Source organism: Streptomyces sp. NPDC107559, assembly GCF_055657365.1.
This window is the reverse complement of record NZ_JBVKBD010000001.1, coordinates 634,075-656,116: the sequence shown is the minus strand read 5'-3', so window position 1 is coordinate 656,116 and position 22,042 is coordinate 634,075. Positions and strand designations below refer to the sequence as shown.

19 protein-coding genes are annotated in these 22,042 nt (G+C 72.1%); 8 read left to right on the top strand and 11 right to left on the bottom strand.

All coding sequences use genetic code 11. The features are described from left to right. Positions 1-17: 17 nt before the first annotated feature. From recO to ACZ7OY_RS02670, 7 genes are read right to left on the bottom strand one after another with little or no spacing between them, the layout of a single operon-like run. A complete protein-coding gene (recO, locus tag ACZ7OY_RS02700; protein ID WP_471909685.1) occupies positions 18-767 on the bottom strand; it encodes a DNA repair protein RecO in 750 nt (249 codons plus the stop codon). A gap of 57 nt (positions 768-824) precedes the next feature. Further along, a complete protein-coding gene (locus ACZ7OY_RS02695; RefSeq protein ID WP_471909684.1) occupies positions 825-1,811 on the bottom strand; it encodes a hypothetical protein in 987 nt (328 codons plus the stop codon). Positions 1,812-1,850: 39 nt separating this feature from the next. After that, the gene (locus ACZ7OY_RS02690) at positions 1,851-2,834 is read right to left on the bottom strand and encodes an SCO2521 family protein (RefSeq protein ID WP_471909683.1); all 984 of its coding nucleotides are present in this window, start codon (positions 2,832-2,834) and stop codon (positions 1,851-1,853) included. A 1-nt stretch (position 2,835) separates the two neighbouring features. Next, positions 2,836-3,819: an SCO2522 family protein gene (locus ACZ7OY_RS02685; RefSeq protein WP_471909682.1), complete on the bottom strand. Its 984-nt coding sequence runs from the start codon at positions 3,817-3,819 to the stop codon at positions 2,836-2,838. Then, entirely contained in the window at positions 3,816-4,733 is a 918-nt protein-coding gene (locus ACZ7OY_RS02680) for an SCO2523 family variant P-loop protein (RefSeq protein WP_471910362.1), read from the bottom strand. Before ACZ7OY_RS02680 ends, ACZ7OY_RS02685 begins: the two co-directional genes overlap by 4 nt. Positions 4,734-4,735: 2 nt before the next feature. Continuing rightward, complete coding sequence (locus ACZ7OY_RS02675; RefSeq protein WP_471909681.1) at positions 4,736-6,574, bottom strand: SCO2524 family protein; 1,839 nt, start codon at positions 6,572-6,574, stop codon at positions 4,736-4,738. A gap of 40 nt (positions 6,575-6,614) precedes the next feature. Beyond that, a complete protein-coding gene (locus tag ACZ7OY_RS02670; RefSeq protein WP_471909680.1) occupies positions 6,615-7,409 on the bottom strand; it encodes an SCO2525 family SAM-dependent methyltransferase in 795 nt (264 codons plus the stop codon). A 178-nt stretch (positions 7,410-7,587) separates the two neighbouring features. On the opposite strand from ACZ7OY_RS02670, the gene ACZ7OY_RS02665 reads away from it, so the two are divergent. The 8 genes from ACZ7OY_RS02665 (at position 7,588) to ACZ7OY_RS02630 (ending at position 16,570) form a co-directional block, all read left to right on the top strand. After that, complete coding sequence (locus tag ACZ7OY_RS02665) at positions 7,588-8,040, top strand: GNAT family N-acetyltransferase (RefSeq protein WP_471909679.1); 453 nt, start codon at positions 7,588-7,590, stop codon at positions 8,038-8,040. A 58-nt stretch (positions 8,041-8,098) separates the two neighbouring features. Continuing rightward, a complete protein-coding gene (locus tag ACZ7OY_RS02660) occupies positions 8,099-8,647 on the top strand; it encodes a SigE family RNA polymerase sigma factor (RefSeq protein WP_471909678.1) in 549 nt (182 codons plus the stop codon). Then, complete coding sequence (locus tag ACZ7OY_RS02655; protein WP_471909677.1) at positions 8,644-9,636, top strand: hypothetical protein; 993 nt, start codon at positions 8,644-8,646, stop codon at positions 9,634-9,636. The genes ACZ7OY_RS02660 and ACZ7OY_RS02655 overlap by 4 nt, the downstream gene beginning before the upstream one ends. 375 nt (positions 9,637-10,011) lie before the next feature. Continuing rightward, positions 10,012-11,643 carry an ABC transporter substrate-binding protein gene (locus ACZ7OY_RS02650; protein WP_471909676.1) on the top strand — a complete coding sequence of 544 codons (1,632 nt, stop codon included), beginning with the start codon at positions 10,012-10,014 and terminating at the stop codon, positions 11,641-11,643. A 16-nt stretch (positions 11,644-11,659) separates the two neighbouring features. After that, positions 11,660-12,619, top strand: coding sequence for an ABC transporter permease (locus ACZ7OY_RS02645; RefSeq protein WP_471909675.1), 960 nt, complete (start codon positions 11,660-11,662; stop codon positions 12,617-12,619). After that, on the top strand, positions 12,616-14,619 hold the full coding sequence (locus ACZ7OY_RS02640; protein ID WP_471909674.1) for a dipeptide/oligopeptide/nickel ABC transporter permease/ATP-binding protein: 2,004 nt from the start codon (positions 12,616-12,618) through the stop codon (positions 14,617-14,619). The genes ACZ7OY_RS02645 and ACZ7OY_RS02640 overlap by 4 nt, the downstream gene beginning before the upstream one ends. Continuing rightward, positions 14,616-15,635: an oligopeptide/dipeptide ABC transporter ATP-binding protein gene (locus ACZ7OY_RS02635; protein ID WP_471909673.1), complete on the top strand. Its 1,020-nt coding sequence runs from the start codon at positions 14,616-14,618 to the stop codon at positions 15,633-15,635. Before ACZ7OY_RS02640 ends, ACZ7OY_RS02635 begins: the two co-directional genes overlap by 4 nt. Continuing rightward, entirely contained in the window at positions 15,635-16,570 is a 936-nt protein-coding gene (locus ACZ7OY_RS02630) for a dihydrodipicolinate synthase family protein (protein WP_471909672.1), read from the top strand. The genes ACZ7OY_RS02635 and ACZ7OY_RS02630 overlap by 1 nt, the downstream gene beginning before the upstream one ends. A 41-nt stretch (positions 16,571-16,611) precedes the next feature. On the opposite strand, the gene ACZ7OY_RS02625 is transcribed toward ACZ7OY_RS02630, so the two are convergent. From ACZ7OY_RS02625 to ACZ7OY_RS02610, 4 genes are all read right to left on the bottom strand, one after another. Continuing rightward, the gene (locus tag ACZ7OY_RS02625) at positions 16,612-17,796 is read right to left on the bottom strand and encodes a sialidase family protein (protein WP_471909671.1); all 1,185 of its coding nucleotides are present in this window, start codon (positions 17,794-17,796) and stop codon (positions 16,612-16,614) included. A 79-nt stretch (positions 17,797-17,875) separates the two neighbouring features. Further along, the gene (locus tag ACZ7OY_RS02620; protein WP_471909670.1) at positions 17,876-18,538 is read right to left on the bottom strand and encodes a response regulator; all 663 of its coding nucleotides are present in this window, start codon (positions 18,536-18,538) and stop codon (positions 17,876-17,878) included. Further along, complete coding sequence (locus tag ACZ7OY_RS02615) at positions 18,535-19,701, bottom strand: sensor histidine kinase (protein ID WP_471910361.1); 1,167 nt, start codon at positions 19,699-19,701, stop codon at positions 18,535-18,537. Before ACZ7OY_RS02615 ends, ACZ7OY_RS02620 begins: the two co-directional genes overlap by 4 nt. A gap of 190 nt (positions 19,702-19,891) precedes the next feature. Next, the gene (locus ACZ7OY_RS02610) at positions 19,892-21,967 is read right to left on the bottom strand and encodes an MMPL family transporter (RefSeq protein WP_471909669.1); all 2,076 of its coding nucleotides are present in this window, start codon (positions 21,965-21,967) and stop codon (positions 19,892-19,894) included. Between the last annotated feature and the right edge of the window lie 75 nt (positions 21,968-22,042).

The following is a 22,042-nucleotide window of genomic DNA, read 5'->3' as shown; positions in this document are numbered from 1 at the left end:
CTCTTACGGCCTGACGCTTATTTCTCAACGTACCGAAGCGAGCGCAGCCCGCGCTCCAGATGCCAGTGCAGGTAGGCGGACACCAGTCCGCTGCCCTCCCGGACGTGCCTCGGCTCGCAGGCGTCCGCGGTCTCCCAGTCTCCCGTAAGCAGCGCGCCGAGCAGTTCCAGGGTCGCCGGTGAGGGTACGACACTTCCCGGCACCCGGCAGTCCACGCACAGGGAGCCCCCGGAGGCCACCGAGAAGAAACGGTTGGGTCCGGGCATTCCGCACTTCGCGCAGTCGTCGAAGCTCGGCGCGTAGCCGTTGACGGCGAGGGAGCGCAGCAGGAACGCGTCGAGGACGAGATGCGGGGCGTGCTCGCCCCGGGCGAGGGTGCGCAGGGCGCCGACGAGCAGCATGTACTGCTGGACGGCCGGCTCGCCCTCATGGTCGGTGAACCGCTCGGCGGTCTCCAGCATGGCCGTCCCGGCGGTGTACCGGGTGTAGTCGGTGACGATCGAGCCGCCGTACGCGGCGATGATCTCGCTCTGGGTGCACAGCGGCAGCCCGCGGCCGACCAGCTCGCTGCTGCCCCGCGCGAAGAACTGCACGTCCACGTGGGAGAAGGGTTCGAGGCGGGCCCCGAACTTCGACTTCGTGCGCCGCACCCCGCGGGCCACCGCCCGCACCCGGCCGTGGCCGCGGGTGAGCAGCGTGATGATCCGGTCCGCCTCACCCAGCTTCTGGGTGCGCAGCACGATGCCGTCGTCGCGGAACAGACTCATGGGCCCATTGTCGCCTACGGCGGATGCGCTCCGGGGACGGAGTCGGGGAGAAGAGAGTCAGGAGGCGCCCGGCTCGGGCGGGGTCGTCGTCGCCCGCACGGAGTCCGGTAATCCGTTCTGGCTGATGCTCCACAGCTCGGCGAAGCGCTTGACCCGCTCCTGCACCTCCTTCTCGGTCGCGTCCACCGTCGTCCAGGAGGGCACGCCCATCTGGTCCGCGGTGATCTCGTAGGACAGGGCGCCGTCGAAGATGATGAAGTCGATCATCTTGCCGCGCTGGGCGTTGATCGGCAGATGCGGCAGGGCCACGACCCGCACCTCGATGCCGATGCTCCGCTGCTCCTCGCAGAGCGCGTCGAGGGTCGCGATGTCCTCGGGCTGCTTCACCACGAACAGCCGCCGCACCTTGACCCTGCGCTGCGGGTCGTCGATCGCGACACGCTGTGCCTCCAGATACCGGCCGGCCGGCTCGCTGTTCCAGAAGTCGCCGTCGACCGGGGAGGTGCTGATGGCGTCGATGGAGGCGGTGGCGCACTTGGTGAGCGTCAGCAGCCAGTCGTGGTTCTCGCCCGGCGACTTGGCGTTGAGGTTGGCGAAGTTGTACATGTAGCCGGCCAGGCGCTCGATCTCCTGGCCCGCGAAGTCGTGCAGGATCTTGGGCCCGTTGGCGACCACCTTCGTGGCGTACTCGGCCAGCCGGGGCACCCCGTCGCCCCGCAGCTGTTCCACCTCGTTGAAGAGCTTGGTGGCCTCGCCGATGTCCACGAAGCGCTGCTCGACCACTCCGCGCAGCTCGCCCAGCTGCTGCGCGAAGGTGATCATGAACTGGACGATCAGGATCGCGCCGCCGAACAGGACGGACACGACCACCCGCCACAGGTCGTCCGGGCCCGGGGAGATGACGTTGGTCAGCACATAGGCCCCGCCTCCCGTCGCCACGGTGATCAGGAGTTTGCGCAGCAGCGACCGCGCGCTTTCGTCGGATCCCCGGTCTCCCCGGCCGGCCGTGGTGCTGTTGATTCGCGTAGATGTCGGAGCGTTCATCTCGTTTCTCCCCCGTCGGGATCGAGGTGCTGTGCGCGGTCAGGGCGCCATGAGGGACTCCCGCTGCGCCGATGCGGCCCGCAGGGCGAGCTGGTCCCGGACGCGCTGTACCTGGGTGTGCCACTGCCGGCTGAACCCGGGATCGTCCTCGAGTACGTCCCACAGGGCGGCGAGCCTTCGGTCCACCCGCGCTCTCGGCATCCACAGGTGCAGCAGATGGTCGACGAGCGGGCCCAGCACCTTCAGCGCGGCTGCCCCGTCCGCGGATCCGATCCGGATGCCGTCGAGTTTGTCAACGACTGTCGTCAACAACCAGTCGTGTACCGCGAAATCCTCGGCGAGCCGGGCCACCGCGGTGGGTTCGATGTCGTCCGGCACTCTGAACTCGACCAGCCGTACCCCTCCTTCGGCGACCGTGAAGCGTTCGAGCGACACGCCCGCGCCCGCCGCCGCGGGCAGCGCGGCCCAGCGCAGGCCGGTGGTGCGGGAGGTGAGGGGCACGTCGTAGTCGACGAGCAGACGGCTGCGGGAGATCCTGCCGAGGAGGCCCTCGGCCACGGAACCGACGTCGAGCGCGTCGCCGCCGGCCGTCCGGTCGTGGCTCAGGAAGCCGTGCGCGGCCGCGGTGGCGGGGAGTCTGCCGACGGGGACCAGCACGCCCGGCCGGACCAGGTAGTAGCCCCACGGCCGGCGCCGGTCCGGGCCCGCCGTGGGGGCCGAGAAGTACGCCGACGCCTGCAGGACGCGGCCGTCCGTGAGGCTCGCGCGGGCCGCGACCGTGCCGACCACGCGGACCTTGGCCCCGTTGGCGGTGGGCAGCCGGCAGTCGACGCCGGTGAGCACCTCGGGGGACACCACGTACAGGTTGGGGCGGTTCGAGGTGCGGATCCGGTCGTCGGCGCGCAGTTGCAGCAGCCGTTCGGAGACGCCCGCGCCCACCGCGTCCCGGCACGGCAGCAGACAGGTGCGCACCTCGCCGCAGGCCAGGTGCGGGCGGCGCGCCGTCTCCCCCGTCGCGCCCATGTCACAGCCCCGGCGGGAACACGTAGGACGTGCGCTCCACGACGCCCTCCGGCACGGGGTGTCCCTCGGCGGCGGCCCGCGCGACGACCTGGGCCTGTGCCCCGGCGTCCACGTGGGTCTGTTCGAGGATGACCCGGACCGCGTGCTCGACGGGCAGGAAACGGGACGGGAGCACGCTGCACGTGCGGTACGCCGTGAAGGGCGCCGCCGTGGGGTCGAGCCGCAGCAGGCTCGGCAGCGCGTCCCAGTCCTCGGGGAAGGCGGCCCCTTCCCGGTTCTCGGGGACGAGTACGGCGTCCCCCTTGTCGCGCAGCAGGCCCAGCCGGGCCAACTGCCACACGGCGGCCAGGAAGGCGCAGGACCAGACGCGGCTGCCGGTGTGCTCCTGCCACAGTTCGACGTCGACGAAGACGGAGTGGCCGCGGGCGCCGGTCTCGCTGGGCGGCTGCCAGGCGGCCGCGGTGTCGAGGGCGGCCGTGGTGCGCCGGTCGGGGGCGCGGCGGCCGTTGCTGAGCCAGCCGGTCAGGCCCAGGGGCGGGCGGAAGCCCCTGCTGCCGGGCGGCGGTGTCTCGACGAGCCGGTCCAGGACGGCGTCGGCGAGCCCGCCGCGCTCGGGCCGCCGGGGGTCGGTGCGGGCGCAGCCGGACTCGCGGGCCAGGTAGTCGATGCCCAGACCGGCCCGCTCGGCCGCCTTCAGCAGGGGCGGCAGGAGCTCGGCGGGGGTGGCCAGACGGCTGAAGTAGTCGTCGATCAGGAAGCAGGTGCTCACCCGGGGCGGCCTGCCGTCCGGGAGCGCGGGCAGCGAGTCGCGCGCGGCCTGCACCCAGGGCCGTACGGCGGCGAAGTGGTGGTACAGCCGCTCGGGGCCCTCCGCGAAGTCCTCCATGTACAAGTGGCCGAGTTCCAGGGACAGATGGGAGAAGGGCACGGCCTCCGTGCGCGGCTGGGCACTGGTCTCCTGGAACACGGCTCCGCTTCGGCTCACAGCTGCCCCCAGTACTTGTCGTCGGCCAGCCGTTCGGCGAGTTCGCCCATCGCCTGCCAGGTCTCGACGTTGGCGATCCCCCTGTCGAACACGTCCCGGTCGGTGATGAGTTGTTCGCGCAATTGCAGGACGGGTTCCAGCGGCACCGATCCGAGAACCCGGCTCCTGCCGATGCCCAGATCCGCGGCAATGGTCTCCAGTTGTTTGTTGTACTCGCGCATCCACGCCGACTGGGCGGGCGGCACCTCCGACCACAGCGCCGATTTGAGATCGGGCACGGCCGCCCGTACGAAACGGATGGAGCCGAGCAGGGTCTGCCGGTCGTGCCCCATGACCTCGCCGGCGCTCACGATGCCCTGTCGGCCGCCGACGAGTTCGGCGGCCGCCGTCACATGCTGGCGGGTCCAGCGGTGATAGATGAGCCAGCGGGTCTTGATGCGCCGTAACTCCTCGCGTGCGGTGGCCGCGAGAGCTAGGTCCATCGCATAGCTGCGGCCGGCGCTCAGGTCCACCACGATCACGTCGAATTCGCGCTTCAGCCCGAGGATCAGATCCACGCAGCGGTGGAGGTTCTCGGTGTCGGTGACGAATTCACCGCCGCTGCGGTCTCCGGGGAGCAGAACGAGCCGTCCGGAGCGGTCGGGTTTGTCACGCAGGACGTAATGCTCCGTGCGCGCCCAGACATCGACGCGCATCGGTTCCCCCGTCTCGCCTTTCAGATACGAGTGCAGGCCGCACCCTTCGGCTTCCTTGAGGACGTCGGGCAGGTCGAAGACGGCCGGGGCGGTGGGCGAGCCGAAGTCGAAGTCGAGGTAGCAGACGTCGACCCCGGCGAGGGCTCTGCGGTAGGCGAGGTTGGCGCTCGTGACCGAGCGGCCGGTGCCTCCCTTGTCGGAGGCGGCGAAGACCAGCACGGTCACACCCCCGAACCGGTGTCCCTGGCCCGGGCCAGGATGTCGAGCCTGCGCAGCACCCCGTAGGCGAGGGCGCAGGCGGTGCCCGGCTGGTTGTCGAGGACCAGGCGGGCGCGGCGCAGGTCCGCCACCACGCTCGTCAGCTCCTCGCCGCCGCGGCTCTTGGCCGGCGGGGCGGGCTTCATCTGCTCCTTGCCGAGGAGGTGGGTGGCCTCGCTGAGCAGGGCCCGTGCGAGCGCGGTCAGTTCGGTGCTGCGGATCGGCGACTGGTCGTAGAGCTGGGAGGCGGCGACCATGCACTCGGTGACGCGCTCGGTGATGCTCCAGGACAGCGGTCCGGTGCGCTCCTGCGAACTGGGGTAGACCGCGTGGACGTTGTCCCACAGGCCGGCGCCCTCGCCCTCGCCGACGCGCCGCCGCCACAGATGGCCGAGGATGTCCTCGGCGAGCTGGAGCAGCCGGTCGCGGGAGGTGAGGTTGCGGGACAGGGAGCACAGCTGGATGGTCCGTTTGAGCAGCTGGGCGGAGAAGTCGGTCATGGCCCACTGCATGGCCGGGCCGTGCCGGTCGCTGCCGAGCAGGGGCAGCGAGACGCCCGGGTTGTGCAGACGGACCGCCGGATCGTCGTCGGTGGCCCGGCTGGTGATGCGGCCGCGTTCGGCGAGCCGCTCCATGACGTCGACGGTGCGGGCGAGGTCGTCGTCGGTGGCGCGGCGGCGGACCAGGTCGTGGACGAGGATGGAGGCCACGCAGAGCGAGAAGTACTCCGACTCCAGCTGCTGGCCCGTGGTCCGCCAGGGGATGTCCTCCAGGGGCCAGCGGTCGTCGCCGAAGCGGGCGATGCCCGACCAGTACTGCTGGGTGATCTCCCACCGCAGTCGTAACGCCTCGGCCAGCCGCTGCTGTTCGGGGTTGAGCAGGGCGAGGGTGAGGGTGCGCTCGGAGAACAGGTCCTGGATGCCGTCGAGGGCGACGACGGTGAAGTAGAGGTAGGGGACGGCGTCGGCCGCGCCCGGGGGCTGGACCCCGATCTCGTCGGTGGTCTCCACCTGGGGCGCGTCCTGGACCAGGCTCCAGGCCCAGCCGCACTCGAACAGGCGGTTCTCGTTGCGCAGTTGCTCCTCGACCTCGACGCCGAGGGTCAGGCTCTCGCCGATGACGGCGCGCAGTGCCTTGAAGCGGTCCTGGAACCGCTGGAGCACCACCCGGTCGGAGGCGCGCCCCCGGCCGAGGAGACGGCACATGGCCTGTCCCTGGGAGGAGTCGACCTCGAAGACGTTGACGGTGAAGGAGCGCAGCAGGCTCACCATGGCGGAGGTGAGCCGCATGCTGGTGGTGTCCCAGAGCCTCTGGATCAGTCTCTGCGTCTCGGCGCGGGTCGTTCTCGTCCGGTAGACCCGGAGGAAACCGAGGGTGGCCAGGCACAGGGTGACGGACATCGAGAAGGAGTCGACGACCCCGAATTCCCGCTGCTCCTTGGTGAGTTCCTGCTCGGGGTCCGCGGGGAGGAAGTAGTAGCCGCCGGCGAACGTGGGACCGAGGTCGCCGCCGTGGTGCTTGGTCATGAAATCGTTGAGCACCCGGACCAGGTTCCCGGGAATCTCGGTGGCGTCCCCCGCCTCCTTCAGGGCCTGCTCCACGTCCTCCTCGGTGACGTCGGGATTGTCCAGACCGAATTCGGGAATCTCGGTGGCGGGATACATGAGGCACAGCAGACGTTCGGCGTCGGCGACGCTGCTGCGGCCGCCCCATTCACCCCAGTTCCATTCGCCGCTCTCGAAGGTATGGCCGGCGATGGCCTGCCATACGTCGAGAAGCTGCGCGCGCGGTTTGATCTGCATTCCCCATGCCCCCTCACACAGGTGCGAAAAACAACCGCGGTCAGTCGTTGCGGTGACCGCAGGCCAGAATCATTCCCGTGTAGCCGTCGCGAAGGTCGTCCGGTTTTCCGAGGTGCATGGGATCGACATCGCTCGCGAAACCCTTCAGCAGGTTCCTGATCTCCACTGCGCCGACGTAACTCGCCGGAAAGTCCTCCCCGCCCACGGGATATCCACGGGAATTCTCCATGAATGCGGCGGCGAACGGAGCACCCGGTTCCAGGGCGTTCATGAAACAGGCGACGCCGTCCGCGAACTCGTCCCGGGACTCGGTGATCGACTCCGCGACGAAGAACATCGTGCCCATGGCCCAGCGTTCCGTTTCGCCGTCGGGGCCCGGCCTGCCGAGGTCGTACAGGTTCCCGGACCGGACGGTGACGGTCCGCCGGAACCGCTCCCTGGGGTCCGGGCCGAGCGCGGCGTAGCCCTCGCCGCCCTCGCCCTCGCACAGGACGTCCCAGAACGGGTCCCAGGTGGCGGCGTAGCCGGGGATCTCACTGCGCAGATGGGCCACGTTGGCGGCCGACCACTCGTACTGGGTGATGGTCTCGCACCAGGGAAGCATGGCGAAGGCGGGATACAGGTTCGGTCCCGCACCCACGTCGATACCGGACCCGACGCGACCCGGTTTCCTCCGGAAATGATCACCGAAGTGATCGCGGACGACCGACAGGATCTGCTTGTCGTCAGGATGAAGCGCGAGGTAGTTGCGGTGGATGTATTCCTGGGGGTCAAATTTGTCCCAGTCGACATCAGCGTTCAGCTTATCCGCGCCAGTCAGCGATCCCGAGGTCATTGGCTCAATGTAGCGCACGGCGCCCGTGCAGCGGGCCAGCCAATCACGTCAAGTCCCGTTCCCGTCTTGAGTGACCAGAAGACGTCAGGCGAAGATAGGGAAACATGCGCGCCCATCCCGTTCGGTATGCATATCCCATCATTGGTATGCATCTTCGAATCTTCCACAAGGGGACCAGATGCCTCCTCTTCTGCAGATCAGAGCGGTCACCGAAGCGGATCTTCCGGAACTGGTCCGCCTGGACGCGGAGGCCTTCCCCTCCGGACCGTATCCGTACTTCGTCCTGCGGCAGTTCCTCGACGCGTACGGCGACCACATGCTCGTCCTGGACGACGGCGCGAGCCTGCTCGGCTACGTGCTCGCCACCGCACCCAACCGCGACCTGAGCTGGATCCTCAGTCTCGCCATCACCCCGGGCCTCCAGGGCCAGGGGCTCGGCCGCAGGATGATGTCCGAGATCCTCGACCATCTGCGCTCCGAGGGGGTGAAGGAGGTCTGGCTCACCGTCGAACCCGGCAACGACACGGCCGTCCTCCTCTACCGCTCGCTGGGCTTCGCGCCGGAAGGCACGCCCCGCAAGGACTACTTCGGCACGAACCAGCACCGCCTGCGCATGACGCTCCTCCTCTGAGAGCTCCAGGCAACCGAATCCGCCCGCGCGGTGGTCTGGTGGGCGAGGAGGGTGCTTGATGCAGGCCGAACTTGAGGCCCAGTATGAGGAATTCGTCAGAGCGCGATGGTCACGCCTGGTGCGGACCGCGTATCTGCTCACCGGCGACGCCCACCACGCCGAGGACCTGACGCAGACCGCGCTGGCGAAGGCGTACCGGTCGTGGCGGCGCGTCGCGCGCAGCGACAACCCGGAGGCGTACGTCCGCCGGATGCTGGTCACCTGCAACAGCGACCGCTTCCGCAAGCGGCGGGTGGCCGAGGCGCTGACCTCGGCGCCGCCGGAGCGGGCGCGGCGGGACGACGCGGTGGGGCGGGTCGACGAGCGTGGTGTGCTGATGGCCGCGCTGGCCGGACTGCCGCCCCGGCAGCGGGCGGTGGTGGTCATGCGCTATTGGGAGGACCTGTCCGAGGGCGAGGTCGCCGAGGTGCTCGGCTGCTCGGTCGGCACGGTCAAGAGCCAGGCGTCCAAGGCGCTGGCGAAGTTGCGCGTCAATCCGGGACTGGGGCTGGTCGCGGACGCGCCGGAGCCCAGCCGTACGTCGGCCGGACAGGGAGACAGCAGGTGAGCGAGGAAGAGCGACGGTCGTCGCAGGCGGGTTCCGGGGCCGGATCCGGTGGCGCCCCGGCGAGCGGCGAGGACATCGACCCCCGCTTCGAGGAGCAGGTGCGCGAGTTGCTGGCCGAGGACGCGTACGCCTTCCGGCCGGCGCCCGCGCCCTATGCCGCGGTACGGCGCCGGGGTGCGGCCGAGCGGCGCCGCCGGGTGGCGGCGGCGGGGGCGATGCTGGTGACGCTGGCCGCGCTGCCCGTCGGGGCGTACGCGGTGGATGTCGGCGGGAGGTCGGACACGGCTTCGCCGCGGCCCTCCGCCGGCGCCCCGCACAGCCCCCTGCCGGTCTCGTCCGCGCCGGTGTCGGCGCCGGCCACGGAGCCGGCCCGCCCGGCCACGGAGGGACAGCTGCTGGACGGCATCACCTGGGCACAGGCCGCCGACGGGCTGAAGAAGTGCATCGCCTACAACGAGTCGTTCCGGTCCGCGGGCGAACGGAGCCTGGGCAAGGCCGCGGACTACCGGATCGTCCTGGCGATGAACAGCACCGGCGACTCCAACGCCCCCGGTGACGGCATGTACGTCGTGGCGGTCTCGAAGCAGGCGCCGGCCGCGCAGTCGATCCGGCTGATCTGCACCGTCAAGGACGGCGCGGCGACCGGCGGCAACACCAGCGTGGGCAACGACGCCCCCGAGGACGGCGGCCCCGTGTCCGTCGACATGAACAGCGGCAAGCTCTACCAGCAGTCGGTCATCGACCGCGGGCACTGGAGGCTGCCGTTCGGCTGGGCGATCATCGGCACGGTCGACCCGAAGGTGACGAAGGTGACCGTCTCCTACGGCGGCGCCACCGGCGAGACCGTCCTGGACCACGGCTGGTTCGTCGCCCACGGCACCCTGGACCGGCAGGTCACCAGGGCTCCGCACGTCAAGGGCTACGACGCGGCGGGCAAGCTCGTGTACGACTCCGACCAGGACAAGTACTACGAGAAGACGCTGCCCTAGGGCCTGCCTCGGGGATTTCAGGAACCCCGGACGTTTCACCGCGCGCTGCGCGCCCTCGGCAACACGGGCGCGCAGCGCCGTCATGCCGGCGCACCGCGACGCGGGACCGTCGGACGTCCCGCGTCACACGTCCGGCGGTATCCAGGGGCCGTAGAGCCTGATAGGTCGTCAATTGCCGCCATTTCACCGTGCCATTGGTCGGACCTCCGGCGGATACCGCCATTCGTGTGCGGGCCCTTGACCACCCTCACGGCCGCTCCTATGGTCGCGCTGACCAACCGGACGTAGGACGTCGTATCTCCGCGGACAATTCACCCGCTCCGGGCCCGAACCCCCCGCCCTCCTCTCCCCCGAAACCCCTTCGCTGGAGGAACCGTGCGCGACGTGACCCACGACGTTCCGGCGCCGCACCGCCGGTCGTTCCTGAAGCACACCGGCGCCCTGGGCGCGGCCGCGGCGCTCTCGTCGTCGCTGGCGGCCTGCTCGACCGGGCCGCAGTCCACCAACGACACCGGGTCGGACGCCGGCGCGCAGCGCACCCTGACCGCGGTCATCGGCTACGGCAACGACGGCAGCTGGGATCCGACGCAGACGGCGTCCGCCTTCGCCATGGCCGCCAACAACCACATCTACGAGGGGCTGGTCGACACCGACCCGATCACCCGCGAGCCGTACGCCGCGCTGGCGACCCGGACGCCGGAGGACCTTTCGGGCACCTCGTGGAGGTTCGCGCTGCGGCCGGGCGCCACGTTCCACGACGGGCGGCCGGTCACCGCCGACGACGTCGTGTTCGTCTTCGACCGGATCCTCGACCCGGACACCCAGACCCTCGCCAAGGGCTTCTTCGCGAGCTGGCTGAAGGAGGTCCGCAGGGTCGACGCGCGCACCGTCGAGCTGGTGCTGAAGTTCCCCTTCCCGGACGGGGTGTCACGGCTCACCCTCGCCAAGATCATGCCGAAGCACGTGTACGGGCAACCGGGCGCCTGGGACGACGCGATCAGAGGCAGGGCGGTGGGCTCGGGCCCGTACCGGCAGACCGCCCACCACCCGAAGTCCAACACCACCTTCGCCGCGTTCGCCGGCTACAACGGCCCGCGCAGGCCCGCCTTCAGCAGGATGAACTGGCTGACGATCGTGGACGCCGCCCCGCGGGTCGCCCGGATCTCCGGGGCCGCCGCGGGCGCGCAGATCGCCGACAACATCCCGTACGCCAACATCCGGCAGCTACGCAAGGGCGGCATGTCGGTGGTCGGCGGGGCCGGGATGAACAACCTGTTCCTGATGTTCAACACCCGGCACAAGCCCTTCGACGACGTACGGGTGCGCCAGGCGCTGCACTACGCCGTCGACACCGAGAAGATGGTGCAGGTCGCCCTCAAGGGCCACGGCAGGCCGGCCTCGTCCTTCCTCGACGAGGGCAACCCGTCCTACCGGCGGGCGGGGACGGTCTACGACCACGACCCCGAGCGGGCGAAGGCCCTGCTGAAGGCGGCCGGGGTGAGCGGGCTGCACGTCGACCTCCTCGCGGTGAACGTCAGCTGGATCGTCGACTGCCTGCCGACCCTCAAGGCCTCCTGGGACGCGATCGGCGTGCGGACCACGCTCTCCCCGCAGGAGACCACGGCCGTCTTCACCAAGCTGGACCAGAAGCAGGACTACCAGGTCGTGGCGGCCGCCTCGAACCCCAACCAGTTCGGCCTCGACGCCGACCTGATCATGCACTACAACTACGGCCCGCAGAACCTCTGGATGCAGTACGCCCGCTGGGCCGGCGACCCCGTCGCCCGGCAGCTCTTCAAGGACATGGACCGGGCCACCCGGGAACCGGACCCCGCGCGGAAGCTGGCGATGGTCCAGGACTATCTCGACGTCGTCGCCGAGCAGGCCGTGCTCTACCCGGTCGTCCACAACGAGCTGATGACCGCCTGGAACCCGAGGAAGCTGACCGGGATAAGGGCGCAGCCGTACCCCGGTGTGAACCTCCTCCAGGCCAAGTGGACCCAGTGACAGGGAAGTCGCCCTCGTGATCGCCGTCGTCAGGATCCTGGCCCGCCGTCTCGCCCTGCTCGTGCCGCTGCTGCTCGGCATCGTGCTGTTCGTGTTCCTGGTGATGCGCTTCTCCGACGTCGACCCGGCGTCCGCGTTCTTCCAGGGCGCCAACCCGACCCCGCAGCAGCTGCACGACTTCCGCGAGCGCAACGGCCTGCTGGACCCGCTGCCCGTCCGCTACGCCGAATTCGTCGGCGACCTGCTCCACGGCGACCTGGGCACCAGCGCCCTGACCCGGTCCCCGGTCGCCGACCAGGTCGCCACCGCGCTGCCGCTCACCCTCCAGCTGACCTTCCTGGGGCTCGGCGTCGCGGTGGTGCTGGCGCTGGCCGGCGGGGTGACCGCCGCCCTGTACCGGGACCGGCTGCCGGACCAGGTCATCCGCGTCGTGTCCCTGACCGGGGTCGCCGCGCCGTCCTTCTGGCTGGCCCTGCTGATGATCCAGTACCTGGCGGTCGACCGGGGCTGGTTCCCGGCCGGCGGCTACGTCAACCCGGCCGACTCCTTCACCGGCTGGCTGCGGACGATGACGCTCCCGGCGCTGGCGCTGTCCCTGCCGGTGGCCGCGCAGCTCACCCGGGTGGTGCGCACGGCGGTGGTGGAGGAGCTGGACAAGGACTACGTGCGGACCGCGGTCGGCAGCGGGCTGCCGCCGCGGGTCGTGGTGGGCCGCAACGTGCTCAGGAACGCGCTCGTCAATCCGCTGACCGTGCTCGGGCTGCGGGTCGGCTATCTGCTGGGCGGCGCCGTCGTCATCGAGACGATCTTCTCGCTGCCCGGCATGGGCAAGCTGATGATCGACGCCGTGCAGAACGGCGACCCGGCCGTCGTCCAGGGCGTGGTCCTGACGACCGCGGCCGGCTTCGTGGTCGTCAACCTCGTCATCGACGTCCTCTATCTGCTGGTCAACCCGCGTCTGAGGGAGGCTGCATGACCTTCACCCGCGAGGGCCTGGCCCGGGCCCTGTCCCGGCCCGGCATCCGGCTGCGCGGCTGGCGCCGGCTGCCGCCGCTGTCGCGGACGGCCGTCTGTCTCCTGGCCGTCGTCGTCCTGGCGGCGCTGTTCGCCCCGCTGCTGGCGCCGCACGACCCGCTCGACCAGCAGCCGCCCGTCGACGACACCGGACATCCGTCGGCCGCGCACTGGATGGGGCAGGACAGCCTCGGCCGGGACATCCTCAGCCGGCTGATGTACGGCGCCCGCTGGTCGCTGGCGATCGGACTGGGCGCGACCACGCTCGCGCTGGTCGTCGGCGCGCTGCTCGGCGCGGTCGCGGCGACCTCCCGCAAGGGGGTCGACGAGACGCTGATGCGCGCCCTGGACGTGGTGATGGCGTTCCCCGGCATCGCGCTGGCGGCGGTGCTCGTCGCGGTCTTCGGCGGCGGCATCACCGTACTGATCTGCGCGATCGCGTTCCTGTTCACCCCGCCGGTGGCCCGGGTCGTACGGGCGAACGTGCTCGACCAGTACGGCGAGGACTATGTGACGGCGGAGCGGGTGATCGGCGCCCGCACCCCGCACATCGTGCTGCGTCACGTGGCCGTCAACTGCGCGGCACCGGTCCTGGTGTTCTGCACGGTCCAGGTCGCCGAGGCCGTCGTCTTCGAGGCGTCGCTGTCCTTCGTCGGCGCGGGCGTACGGCCGCCGGACCCGTCCTGGGGCAGTGTGATCGCGGACGGCAAGAACATGGTGCTGACCGGCGGCTGGTGGGCGACGGTCTTCCCCGGCCTGCTGATGCTGGTCACGGTGCTGTCGCTGAACATCCTGTCCGAGGGCGTCTCCGACGCGTGGGCGGCCCCGGCCCCGCGGGAGGTCGCGCCGGACGCACAGGAGGACCGGCTGGAGCAGGCCGGACCGGGCGGCGGCGAGACCCTGGAGCTGCCGTCGCTGGCCGAGGCGGCGGACCGGCTGCGGGCGCGGGCCCGCCCGCTGCCCGAGGGGCCGCCGGTGCTCGTGGTCGAGGACCTCGCCGTCGGCTTCGCCGGCCGTCACGGCGGCGTCGACGTCGTCGACGGCATCGGCTTCGAGGTGCGCCCCGGCGAAATCCTCGGCCTGGTCGGCGAGTCGGGCTGCGGCAAGTCGCTCACCGCGCTCACCGTCATGGGCCTCGAGCCCAAGGGCGCCCGGGTGCGCGGGCGGATCCGGTTCGACGGGCGGGACCTGTCGGCCGAGCCGATGCGGGTGCGGCGCAGGCTGCTGGGTCACGAGATGGCGATGATCCACCAGGACGCGCTGTCGTCCCTCAACCCGGCGATGACGATCCGCGCGCAGCTCGGGCAGCTCGTGCGCCGGGGCGGGAGCCGGGAGCCCGCGGAGCTGCTCGCGCTGGTCGGCCTGGACCCGGACCGGGTCCTGCGCAGCTATCCGCACGAGCTGTCCGGCGGACAGCGCCAGCGGGTCCTGATCGCCATGGCCCTGTCCCGCGAGCCGAAGCTGATCGTCGCGGACGAGCCGACGACCGCCCTCGACGTGACCGTGCAGGCGCAGGTCATGGAGCTGCTGCTGGCGCTGCGGGCGGAGCTGGGCTTCGCGCTGGTCCTGGTCTCGCACGATCTGGCGCTGGTCGCGGACGTCACGGACCGGATCGTGGTGATGTACGGCGGGCAGATCGTGGAGAGCGGGGTGACCGCCGACCTGGTGGAGGCGCCCGCCCACCCCTACACGCGCGGGCTGCTCGGCAGCGTGCTGTCCCTGGAGTCGGCGGCCGCGCGCATGACCCAGATCAGGGGGGTCGTGCCCGCCCCCGCGGACTTCCCGCCCGGCTGCCGCTTCAGTTCCCGCTGCCCGCGGGCGGACGACGTCTGCCGTACGACGGCACCGGACCTGGTGGGCGGCGCCCGGCACACCGCGGCGTGCCACCACCCGGCGGTCGCTCTGCCGGCCGGGCAGGACCCCGAGGGCTCGCAGAGCTCGGAGAGCGAGCCGGTGACATGACGGCCCTGGTGGAACTGTCCGACGTGCACGTCGTGCACAAGGCCCGCAGCGGCGGGCTGTTCGCCCGTGACCGGGTGTACGCCCTGACCGGGGCCGGTCTCGCCGTGGCGCCCGGGGAGACGGTCGGCGTGGTCGGCGAGTCGGGCTGCGGCAAGTCGACGCTGGCGAAGGTGCTGTTGGGCGTGCAGCGGCCGACGTCGGGCACGGTGTCCTTCCGGGGCCGCGACCTGTGGTCGATGCCGCCCGCCGAACGCCGGACGGCCGTCGGGGCGGGCACCGGCATGGTCTTCCAGGATCCGTCCACGGCCCTGAACCGTCGGCTGACGGTACGGCGGATCCTGCGCGACCCGCTGGACGTGCACGGCCGGGGCACCGCCGCGGCGCGGGAGGAACGCGTTCGGGAACTGATGCACCTGGTCGGTCTGCCGCGGGCGCTGGCCGACGCGCTGCCCGGACAGCTCTCCGGCGGCCAGCGCCAGCGCGTGGCCATCGCCCGCGCGCTGGCCCTCGAACCGGGTCTGGTGGTGGCCGACGAGCCGACCAGCGCGCTGGACGTGTCGGTCCGCGCGCAGATCCTCAACCTGCTGCTGGACCTGAAGGAACGCCTGGGTCTGGCCCTGGTGTTCGTCTCGCACGACATCCAGACGGTACGCCGGATGAGCGACCGGGTGATCACGATGTATCTGGGCCGGATCGTCGAGGAGTGCCCGGCCGGCCGGGTCACCGACCACGCCCGGCACCCGTACACCCGTGCGCTGTTCTCCGCCACGCCCGGTCTGCTGGACCCGGTCGACCCGATCCCGCTGACCGGACCGGTCCCCTCGGCGACCCGGCCGCCCGGCGGCTGCCCGTTCCGCACCCGGTGCTGGCGGACCGACCAGGAGTGCGTGTCCGTCATGCCGGATTTCTCGGCCGCGTCGGACCCCGCGCATCGCTACCGTTGCCACCATCCTGTGGAGGAGGACCGGCCGACCCGCGACCTCGTACGGCAGAGCCAGCACCCCAGGGAGCCTTGATGACGATCCCCGCCCCGCCGACCGGTGTCGTCCCGCCCGTCTGCACCCCCCTGACACCGGACCGCGAGGTGGACGTCCCCTCGCTGCGCAGACTGGTCGACCATCTGACGGCGGGCGGGGTGCACGGGCTGTTCGTGCTCGGTTCGACCTCGGAGGCGGCCTATCTGACCGACCGGCAGCGGCGGCTGGTCGTGGAGACGGTGGCCGGGCACGTGGCCGGGCGGCTGCCGGTGCTGGCGGGCGCGATCGACATGACGACGCCCCGCGTCCTGGACCACGTACGGGCGGTGACCGAGGCGGGCGCGGACGCGGTCGTGGTGGCCGCCCCCTTCTACACCCGCACCCATCCGGCGGAGATCGCCCGCCACTACCGCCTCGTGGCGGCCGCCGCGTCCGTTCCCGTCATCGCCTACGACATCCCGTCCGCCGTCCACACCAAGCTCCCCGCCGCGCTCGTCCTGGAGCTGGCCGCGGACGGTGTGCTGGCCGGCCTCAAGGACTCCAGCGGCGACCTCGTCGGCTTCCGCGAGGTCGTCACCGGCGCCCGCGCCCATCCCGGCATCACCGGCTTCAGCGCCCTGACCGGCTCCGAACTGGTCGTCGACAGCGCGCTCGCGCTCGGCGCGGACGGCGCGGTGCCCGGCCTCGCGAACGTCGACCCGCACGGCTACGTCCGCCTCGACCGGCTCTGCCGGGACGGCGAGTGGCCGCGGGCGCGGGCCGAACAGGAGCGGTTGTGCGCGCTGTTCGGGATGACCGGGGTGGGCGATCCGGCGCGGATGGGCGGCAGCTCGGCGGCGCTCGGGGCGTTCAAGGCGGCCCTGTACCTGCGGGGGGTCATCGACTGCCCGGCCACGGCGGAGCCCCAGGTGCCGCTGTCGCCGGAGGAGACGGAACGGGTGGGCAAGCACCTGGCGGCGGCCGGCCTGCTCTAGGGCGTGTCCGGCCTGCCGCGGGGCGGCTGGCGGAAGTCCTGTCAGTCCGGCAGCGTCACCCGGCGGAAGGTGATCGTCTCGTACGGCCCCGCCGCCCCCGTCTCGTACAGCACCCCGACCGTCCGTGACCCCGTCTGCACCAGGTCCGAGTACGCCGCCGGCCGGCCCGACAGCGTCATCGCCCTGGTGAAGGTCACGCCGCCGTCCGTGCTGCGCCACAGCGCCAGGGCCCGGCGGGCGGTCGGCACGGACGGGCCGGAGAACAGCAGCGGGGCGGCGCGGCCCCACGGCTGCAGGACACTGCCCTGGACCACCGGCACGTCGTTCAGCGTGGGCTGCACGGCGTAGGGCCGGGTCAGGGTCCGCGCGCCGTCGCGGGAGTAGCTGTCGAGGCGGTGGCCGACGCCGGTGCCGTTCTGGTTCCGGGCGTTGAAGTAGATCCGTCCGTCGGGCAGTTGCGCGGCACCGGTCTCGTTGGGGTGGTGCGGGCCGCCGGCTGAGCCTGCGACGAGACCCAGCCGCCAGCTGTACCCGCCGTCGTCGCTGTAGAACGCGTGCGCGCCGTAGTACCTGGCCTCCCGGCCGGTGTCGGGCGACCCGGCCGGCGGGGCGACGGAGTGGTCGGCGGCGACGACCAGCCGACCCGCGTGCGGCCCCCGGGTCAGGGCGAGGGCGTGGCCGGGCCCGGTCGCGTACCAGCGCCAGCCCGCCGGCTTCACCTCGGCCGTGATGTCGCGCGGCGGCCCGAAGTGCCGGCCGTCGTCCCGGCTGCGCTGTACGAACACCCGCCGGCCCCGCGCGGGCGGGACCTCGCCGCGCATGATCTGCGCCTCGGTCACGGCACCGCTGTTGTACGACGTGACCAGCACGACCGCGCCCGTGCGCGGATCGACCACGGGCGCGGGGTTGCCCCGGGTGTCCCCGTGCCCGGCGGCGACCACGGCCGTCGGGCCCCAGGTGCAGCCGCCGTCGGCGGAGCGGCGCAGCACGACGTCGATGTCCCCGGTGTCGGCGGCGCCGTCGCGCCTGCCCTCGGCGAAGGCGAGGACCGTGCCCGTGCGGGTGCGGACGACGGCGGGGATGCGATAGGTGGCGTAGCCGCCTACGCCCGAGACGTAGGGCACGGAGGAGGTGCAGCCGGTGGCGGCGGAGGCGGTCCGGGCGGTGACCGCCCACGGGGCGAGGAGCACGACGGCGGTCAGGAGGGTGCGGCTCAGCCGGGTCATCGCTCTCCCTTGTGCGGGTGTCGTCCCGCACGGGACGCCGGCCGGTCGGCGTCCCGCGCGGGACGCCGGCCTGTCTCCGTCACATCCTGCCCGGCGTCACCAGCCCCGACTCGTACGCCACGATGACCAACTGGGCCCGGTCGCGTGCCCCCAGCTTCCCCATGATCCGGCTGACATGGGTCTTCGCGGTCAGCGGGCTCAGCCCCAGCGCCTCGGCGATCTCGGTGTTGTTCAGTCCGCGCCCGACCAGGGCGAGCACCTCCCGCTCGCGGTCGGACAGGCACTCCGGTCCGCCGGTCGCCGGTGCCGCGGGGCTGCGCAGGAACCGCGCGATCAGCCGGGCGGTCGGCCCCGGGGACAGCAGCGCCTCCCCGGCCGCCACCGTGCGGATGGCGTCGAGGAGTTCGGCCGGCCGGGTGTCCTTCACCAGGAAGCCGGAGGCACCGGCCCGCAGCGCCTCGACGATGTTCTCGTCGGTGTCGTAGGTGGTCAGGACCAGCACCCGCACGCCCGCCAGGTCCTCGTCGGCCGCGATCAGCCGGGTCGCCTCGATACCGTCCAGGCCGGGCATGCGGATGTCCATCAGGACCAGGTCGGCGCGCCGGGCCCTGGCCAGCTCCACGGCCTCCCGGCCGGTGCCCGCCTGTCCTACGACCTCCATGTCCCCCGCCGACTCGACGAGCATCGCGAACGCCGCCCGTACCAGGGTCTGGTCGTCGGCGAGCAGTACCCGGACGGTCATGCGGTCCCTCCCAGCGGCAGCAGTGCCGTCACCTCGAAGCCCCCGTCGGCGCCCGGTCCGGCCAGTACCGTCCCGCCGACGCTGCGGGCGCGTTCCCGCATCCCGACGAGTCCGAAGCCGGGGGTGCCTGGCCCGGCGCCCGTTCCGTCGTCGCTGACGCGTACCCGCAGGGCGCCCTCGCCGTCGTCCACGCTCACCCGGACGGTGAGGTCGTCCCGGCCGCCGTGCCGTACGGCGTTGGTCAGTGCCTCCTGCACGATCCGGTAGGCGGCGGCGCCGACCGCGGGCGGGGCCTCGCCGGTGCGCACGGCCAGTTCGACCCGGGCGCCCGCGAGCCGGGCCGCCTGCGCGAGGTCGGGCAGACCGTGCAGGCCGGGCAGCGGTCCGCGCGCCTCGGGCGAGTCGTGCTCGCGCAGCACCTCCAGGGTCGTGCGCAGCTCGCCGCGTGCCGTCCGGCAGGTCTCGGCTATGTCGTCGAGGGCCTGTGCGACGGCCGCGCGGTCGAGACGGCCGGGGTCGGCGGCCAGCACGTGTGCGGCCACCGACGTCTGCACGCCGATCAGGGTGATGCTGTGCGCGAGCAGGTCGTGCAGGTCGCGGGCGATCCGCAGCCGCTCCTCGGCGACCCGCCGGCGGGCCTCCTCCTCGCGGGTGCGTTCGGCGCGCTCGGCGCGCTCGACGATCGCGGCCACGTACTGGCGGTAGTAGCGGACGTCGACGCCGAAGAAGAGCACCGCGATCACCCAGCCGGAGATCCGCAGCAGCTCGACGGCCTGGTGGGTGTTGACCGTGAGCATGACGCTGAGGGAGATGCCGAGGACGGTCAGACCGGTCAGCACGGTGCGCAGCGGGCGGCCGGTGACGGCGACGGTGTAGAGCGCGATGTACTCGGCCGCCGTCGGGGCCGCGTGGTTGTTGTCCAGGGCGTGGTAGGGCACGACCAGGGCCACCACCAGGGCGAGGGTGAGCAGCGGACGGCGCCGCCGCCACACCAGCGGCACGACGCCGGCGAGCAGCAGCGTCCAGCCGAGCGCGTCCGGACGGCGCGCCGGGTCGGTGGAGAGCGCGACCACCGCGGAGAACACGGCGGCGGCCACCGCCAGCCACGCGTCGTTGCGGGTGGCGTGCGGGGCGGTCCGGGGGTCGCGGTTGACCACCGCCATGATCCGCTCGATCCGGCGGGGCGGTGTCACGGTGACGGCCTGTGCCGTCCGCGCGGACGGCACGGACGGCACGGGCTGAGCGGGTTGCACGGAATGGTCGGGATGCACGGGTTCATCTTCCGGTAGGAGGGCGCCCCTCCGGCAGGGAGAGGCGCCCCGATGTCGCGCGGGCTCCGTCACACGGATTCCGTCACACGGGCTCCGGCTGCCGCTCGGTCCGTACCGGTGCGGGTGTCCGCGACAGCGGGCCCGGCCACCACACCTTCCGTCCCAGTGCCACGCTCGCGCTGGTCACCAGATAGGTCCGCACGAGGAAGGTGTCCAGCAGCACACCGACCGCGATGACGAAGCCCAGCTCGACGAGCTGCACCAGCCCCATGTTGGTCAGCACCGCGAAGGTCGCGGCGAGGACCAGTCCCGCCGAGGCGATGACCCCGCCCGTGGTGCGCAGCGCGGTCAGCGCGGCGGCCGAGGGTTCCGCGCCGCGCCTGGACTCCTCCCGCATCCGGTGCATGAGGAAGATGCCGTAGTCGACACCGAGCGCCACCAGGAACACGAAGGACAGCAGCCCGAGCCCCGGGTCCGTGCCGCCGAAGCCGAACAGCGGCCCGAACACCAGCCCGCCGATGCCGAGCGCCGCACCCCACACCGCGACGACCGCGGCGACCAGCATCAGCGGCGCGACGAGCGAACGCAGCAGCAGGACCAGGATCAGCAGCACCGAGACGAGGACGATCGGTACGACGACCAGCCGGTCGCGGGCGTTGGTGTCGACGAGGTCCAGCTGCTGGGCGCTGGGGCCGCCGACGTAGGAGCCGGGCAGGGCGTGCCTCAGGTCCTCGATGGTGCGGGTCTCGGCCGCCGACTGGGGGGTGCCCCGCGCGATGACGGAGATCTCGGTCCAGCCGTCCCCGGTACGTCCCGGCTCGGCGCTGTCGACGCCCCGGACGGCGCGGACGGTGCCCAGCGTCGCGTCGGCGCGGCCGGCCGGGGTGATGACGGTGATGGGCTGGCTGGACCGCTCGGGGAAGGCGCGGGCCAGGGTCTGGAGGGCGGTGACCGACTCGGGCCGGTCGACGAAGGTGTCCGTCTGCTTGAGCCCGCCGGGCAGGTTCAGCGCACCCAGGGCGAGCGCGCCGAGCAGGGCGGCGCCGCCGGCCAGGACGGTCAGCGGACGCCGGCCCGCCGAGCTGCCCATCGCGGCGAACAGCGACCGGCGCACCTTGGGCGTGCTGCCGTAGGCGGGCACGAGCGGCCAGAACACGTGGCGCCCCAGCAGCACGAGGAGCGCGGGCAGGAGCGTCAGCATCGCCACGAGCGCGCACAGCACGCCCACCGTGCCGAGCGGGCCCATTCCGCGGCTGCTGTTGAGGTCGGCCGCGAGCAGGCACAGCAGTCCGGCGGCGACCGTCGCGCAGGAGGCGAGCACGGCGGGCCCGCAGCCGCGCAGGGCGGCCAGCATGGCGTCGTGGGGACGCTCGTGGCGCCGTAGCTCCTCGCGGTAGCGGGAGACGAGCAGCAGCGCGTAGTCGGTGCCCGCGCCGAAGACGAGGATGGTCATGACGCCGGAGCTCTGTCCCGAAACCGTCGTGCCGAAGACCTGATGGAGTCCGTAGGCGATGCCCGTGGACAGGAAGTCGGCGACGCCCGCGACGACGAGCGGCAGCAGCCACAGCACGGGGCTGCGGTAGATGAGGATCAGCAGGAGGGCCACGACGGCGACGGTCGTGTAGAGCAGCGGCCCGCCGAGTGATGCGTAGACCCCCGCGGCGTCCGTGGCGAGTGCGCCAGGACCGCCGACCTGGACGCTCAGCCCGTCCGTGCCTCGCGCGACCGCGCGCACGTCATCCACGAGGGCGTTGCGCGCGTCCTCGTCGGTGCCGGGCTCGTTGCTGGCGACGGGGTACATCAGGGTGGTGCCGTCCGCGGAGGGCACGCCCCGCGGGGTCGCGGTCAGTGTGTGCTGCCCGGCGATCCGCGCGATCTGCTCCCCGGCGCGGGCCCGGTCGGCCGCGGTGAGTCCGCCGTCGCGGTGGTAGACCAGCACCAGTTCGGTGGTCTCGCCGCCCGGCAGCCGGTCCTGGATCCTGGCCACCCGGGTGGAATCGGCGCTCGCCGGCAAGTAGTCGGTGACCCGGTCGTGCTGCACGTCGGCGAGTTTCGCCGCGAACGGGGCGACGGCCGCGAGCAGCCCGATCCACAGTGCTAGCACCGCCCAGGGCACGGCCCGCCGCCGTGTCCGCGTACGTGTCTCCAAGGCCCCCATGGACAGGGCTCCCTCCGGTCCGGTCGTCTGCTGACGTCGTCCAGACTTCCGGGGCGGGGAGCGGTTTTCGTCCGG

Excerpts from the sequence above, each read along its gene's own strand:
- recO (WP_471909685.1), bottom strand. The coding sequence starts at position 767 with ATGAGTCTGTTCCGCGACGACGGCATCGTGCTGCGCACCCAGAAGCTG.
- ACZ7OY_RS02695 (WP_471909684.1), bottom strand. The coding sequence starts at position 1,811 with ATGAACGCTCCGACATCTACGCGAATCAACAGCACCACGGCCGGCCGG.
- ACZ7OY_RS02690 (WP_471909683.1), bottom strand. The coding sequence starts at position 2,834 with ATGGGCGCGACGGGGGAGACGGCGCGCCGCCCGCACCTGGCCTGCGGC.
- ACZ7OY_RS02675 (WP_471909681.1), bottom strand. The coding sequence starts at position 6,574 with ATGCAGATCAAACCGCGCGCGCAGCTTCTCGACGTATGGCAGGCCATC.
- ACZ7OY_RS02670 (WP_471909680.1), bottom strand. The coding sequence starts at position 7,409 with ATGACCTCGGGATCGCTGACTGGCGCGGATAAGCTGAACGCTGATGTC.
- ACZ7OY_RS02665 (WP_471909679.1), top strand. The coding sequence starts at position 7,588 with ATGCCTCCTCTTCTGCAGATCAGAGCGGTCACCGAAGCGGATCTTCCG.
- ACZ7OY_RS02660 (WP_471909678.1), top strand. The coding sequence starts at position 8,099 with ATGCAGGCCGAACTTGAGGCCCAGTATGAGGAATTCGTCAGAGCGCGA.
- ACZ7OY_RS02640 (WP_471909674.1), top strand. The coding sequence starts at position 12,616 with ATGACCTTCACCCGCGAGGGCCTGGCCCGGGCCCTGTCCCGGCCCGGC.
- ACZ7OY_RS02635 (WP_471909673.1), top strand. The coding sequence starts at position 14,616 with ATGACGGCCCTGGTGGAACTGTCCGACGTGCACGTCGTGCACAAGGCC.
- ACZ7OY_RS02630 (WP_471909672.1), top strand. The coding sequence starts at position 15,635 with ATGACGATCCCCGCCCCGCCGACCGGTGTCGTCCCGCCCGTCTGCACC.
- ACZ7OY_RS02625 (WP_471909671.1), bottom strand. The coding sequence starts at position 17,796 with ATGACCCGGCTGAGCCGCACCCTCCTGACCGCCGTCGTGCTCCTCGCC.
- ACZ7OY_RS02620 (WP_471909670.1), bottom strand. The coding sequence starts at position 18,538 with ATGACCGTCCGGGTACTGCTCGCCGACGACCAGACCCTGGTACGGGCG.
- ACZ7OY_RS02615 (WP_471910361.1), bottom strand. The coding sequence starts at position 19,701 with ATGGCGGTGGTCAACCGCGACCCCCGGACCGCCCCGCACGCCACCCGC.
- ACZ7OY_RS02610 (WP_471909669.1), bottom strand. The coding sequence starts at position 21,967 with ATGGGGGCCTTGGAGACACGTACGCGGACACGGCGGCGGGCCGTGCCC.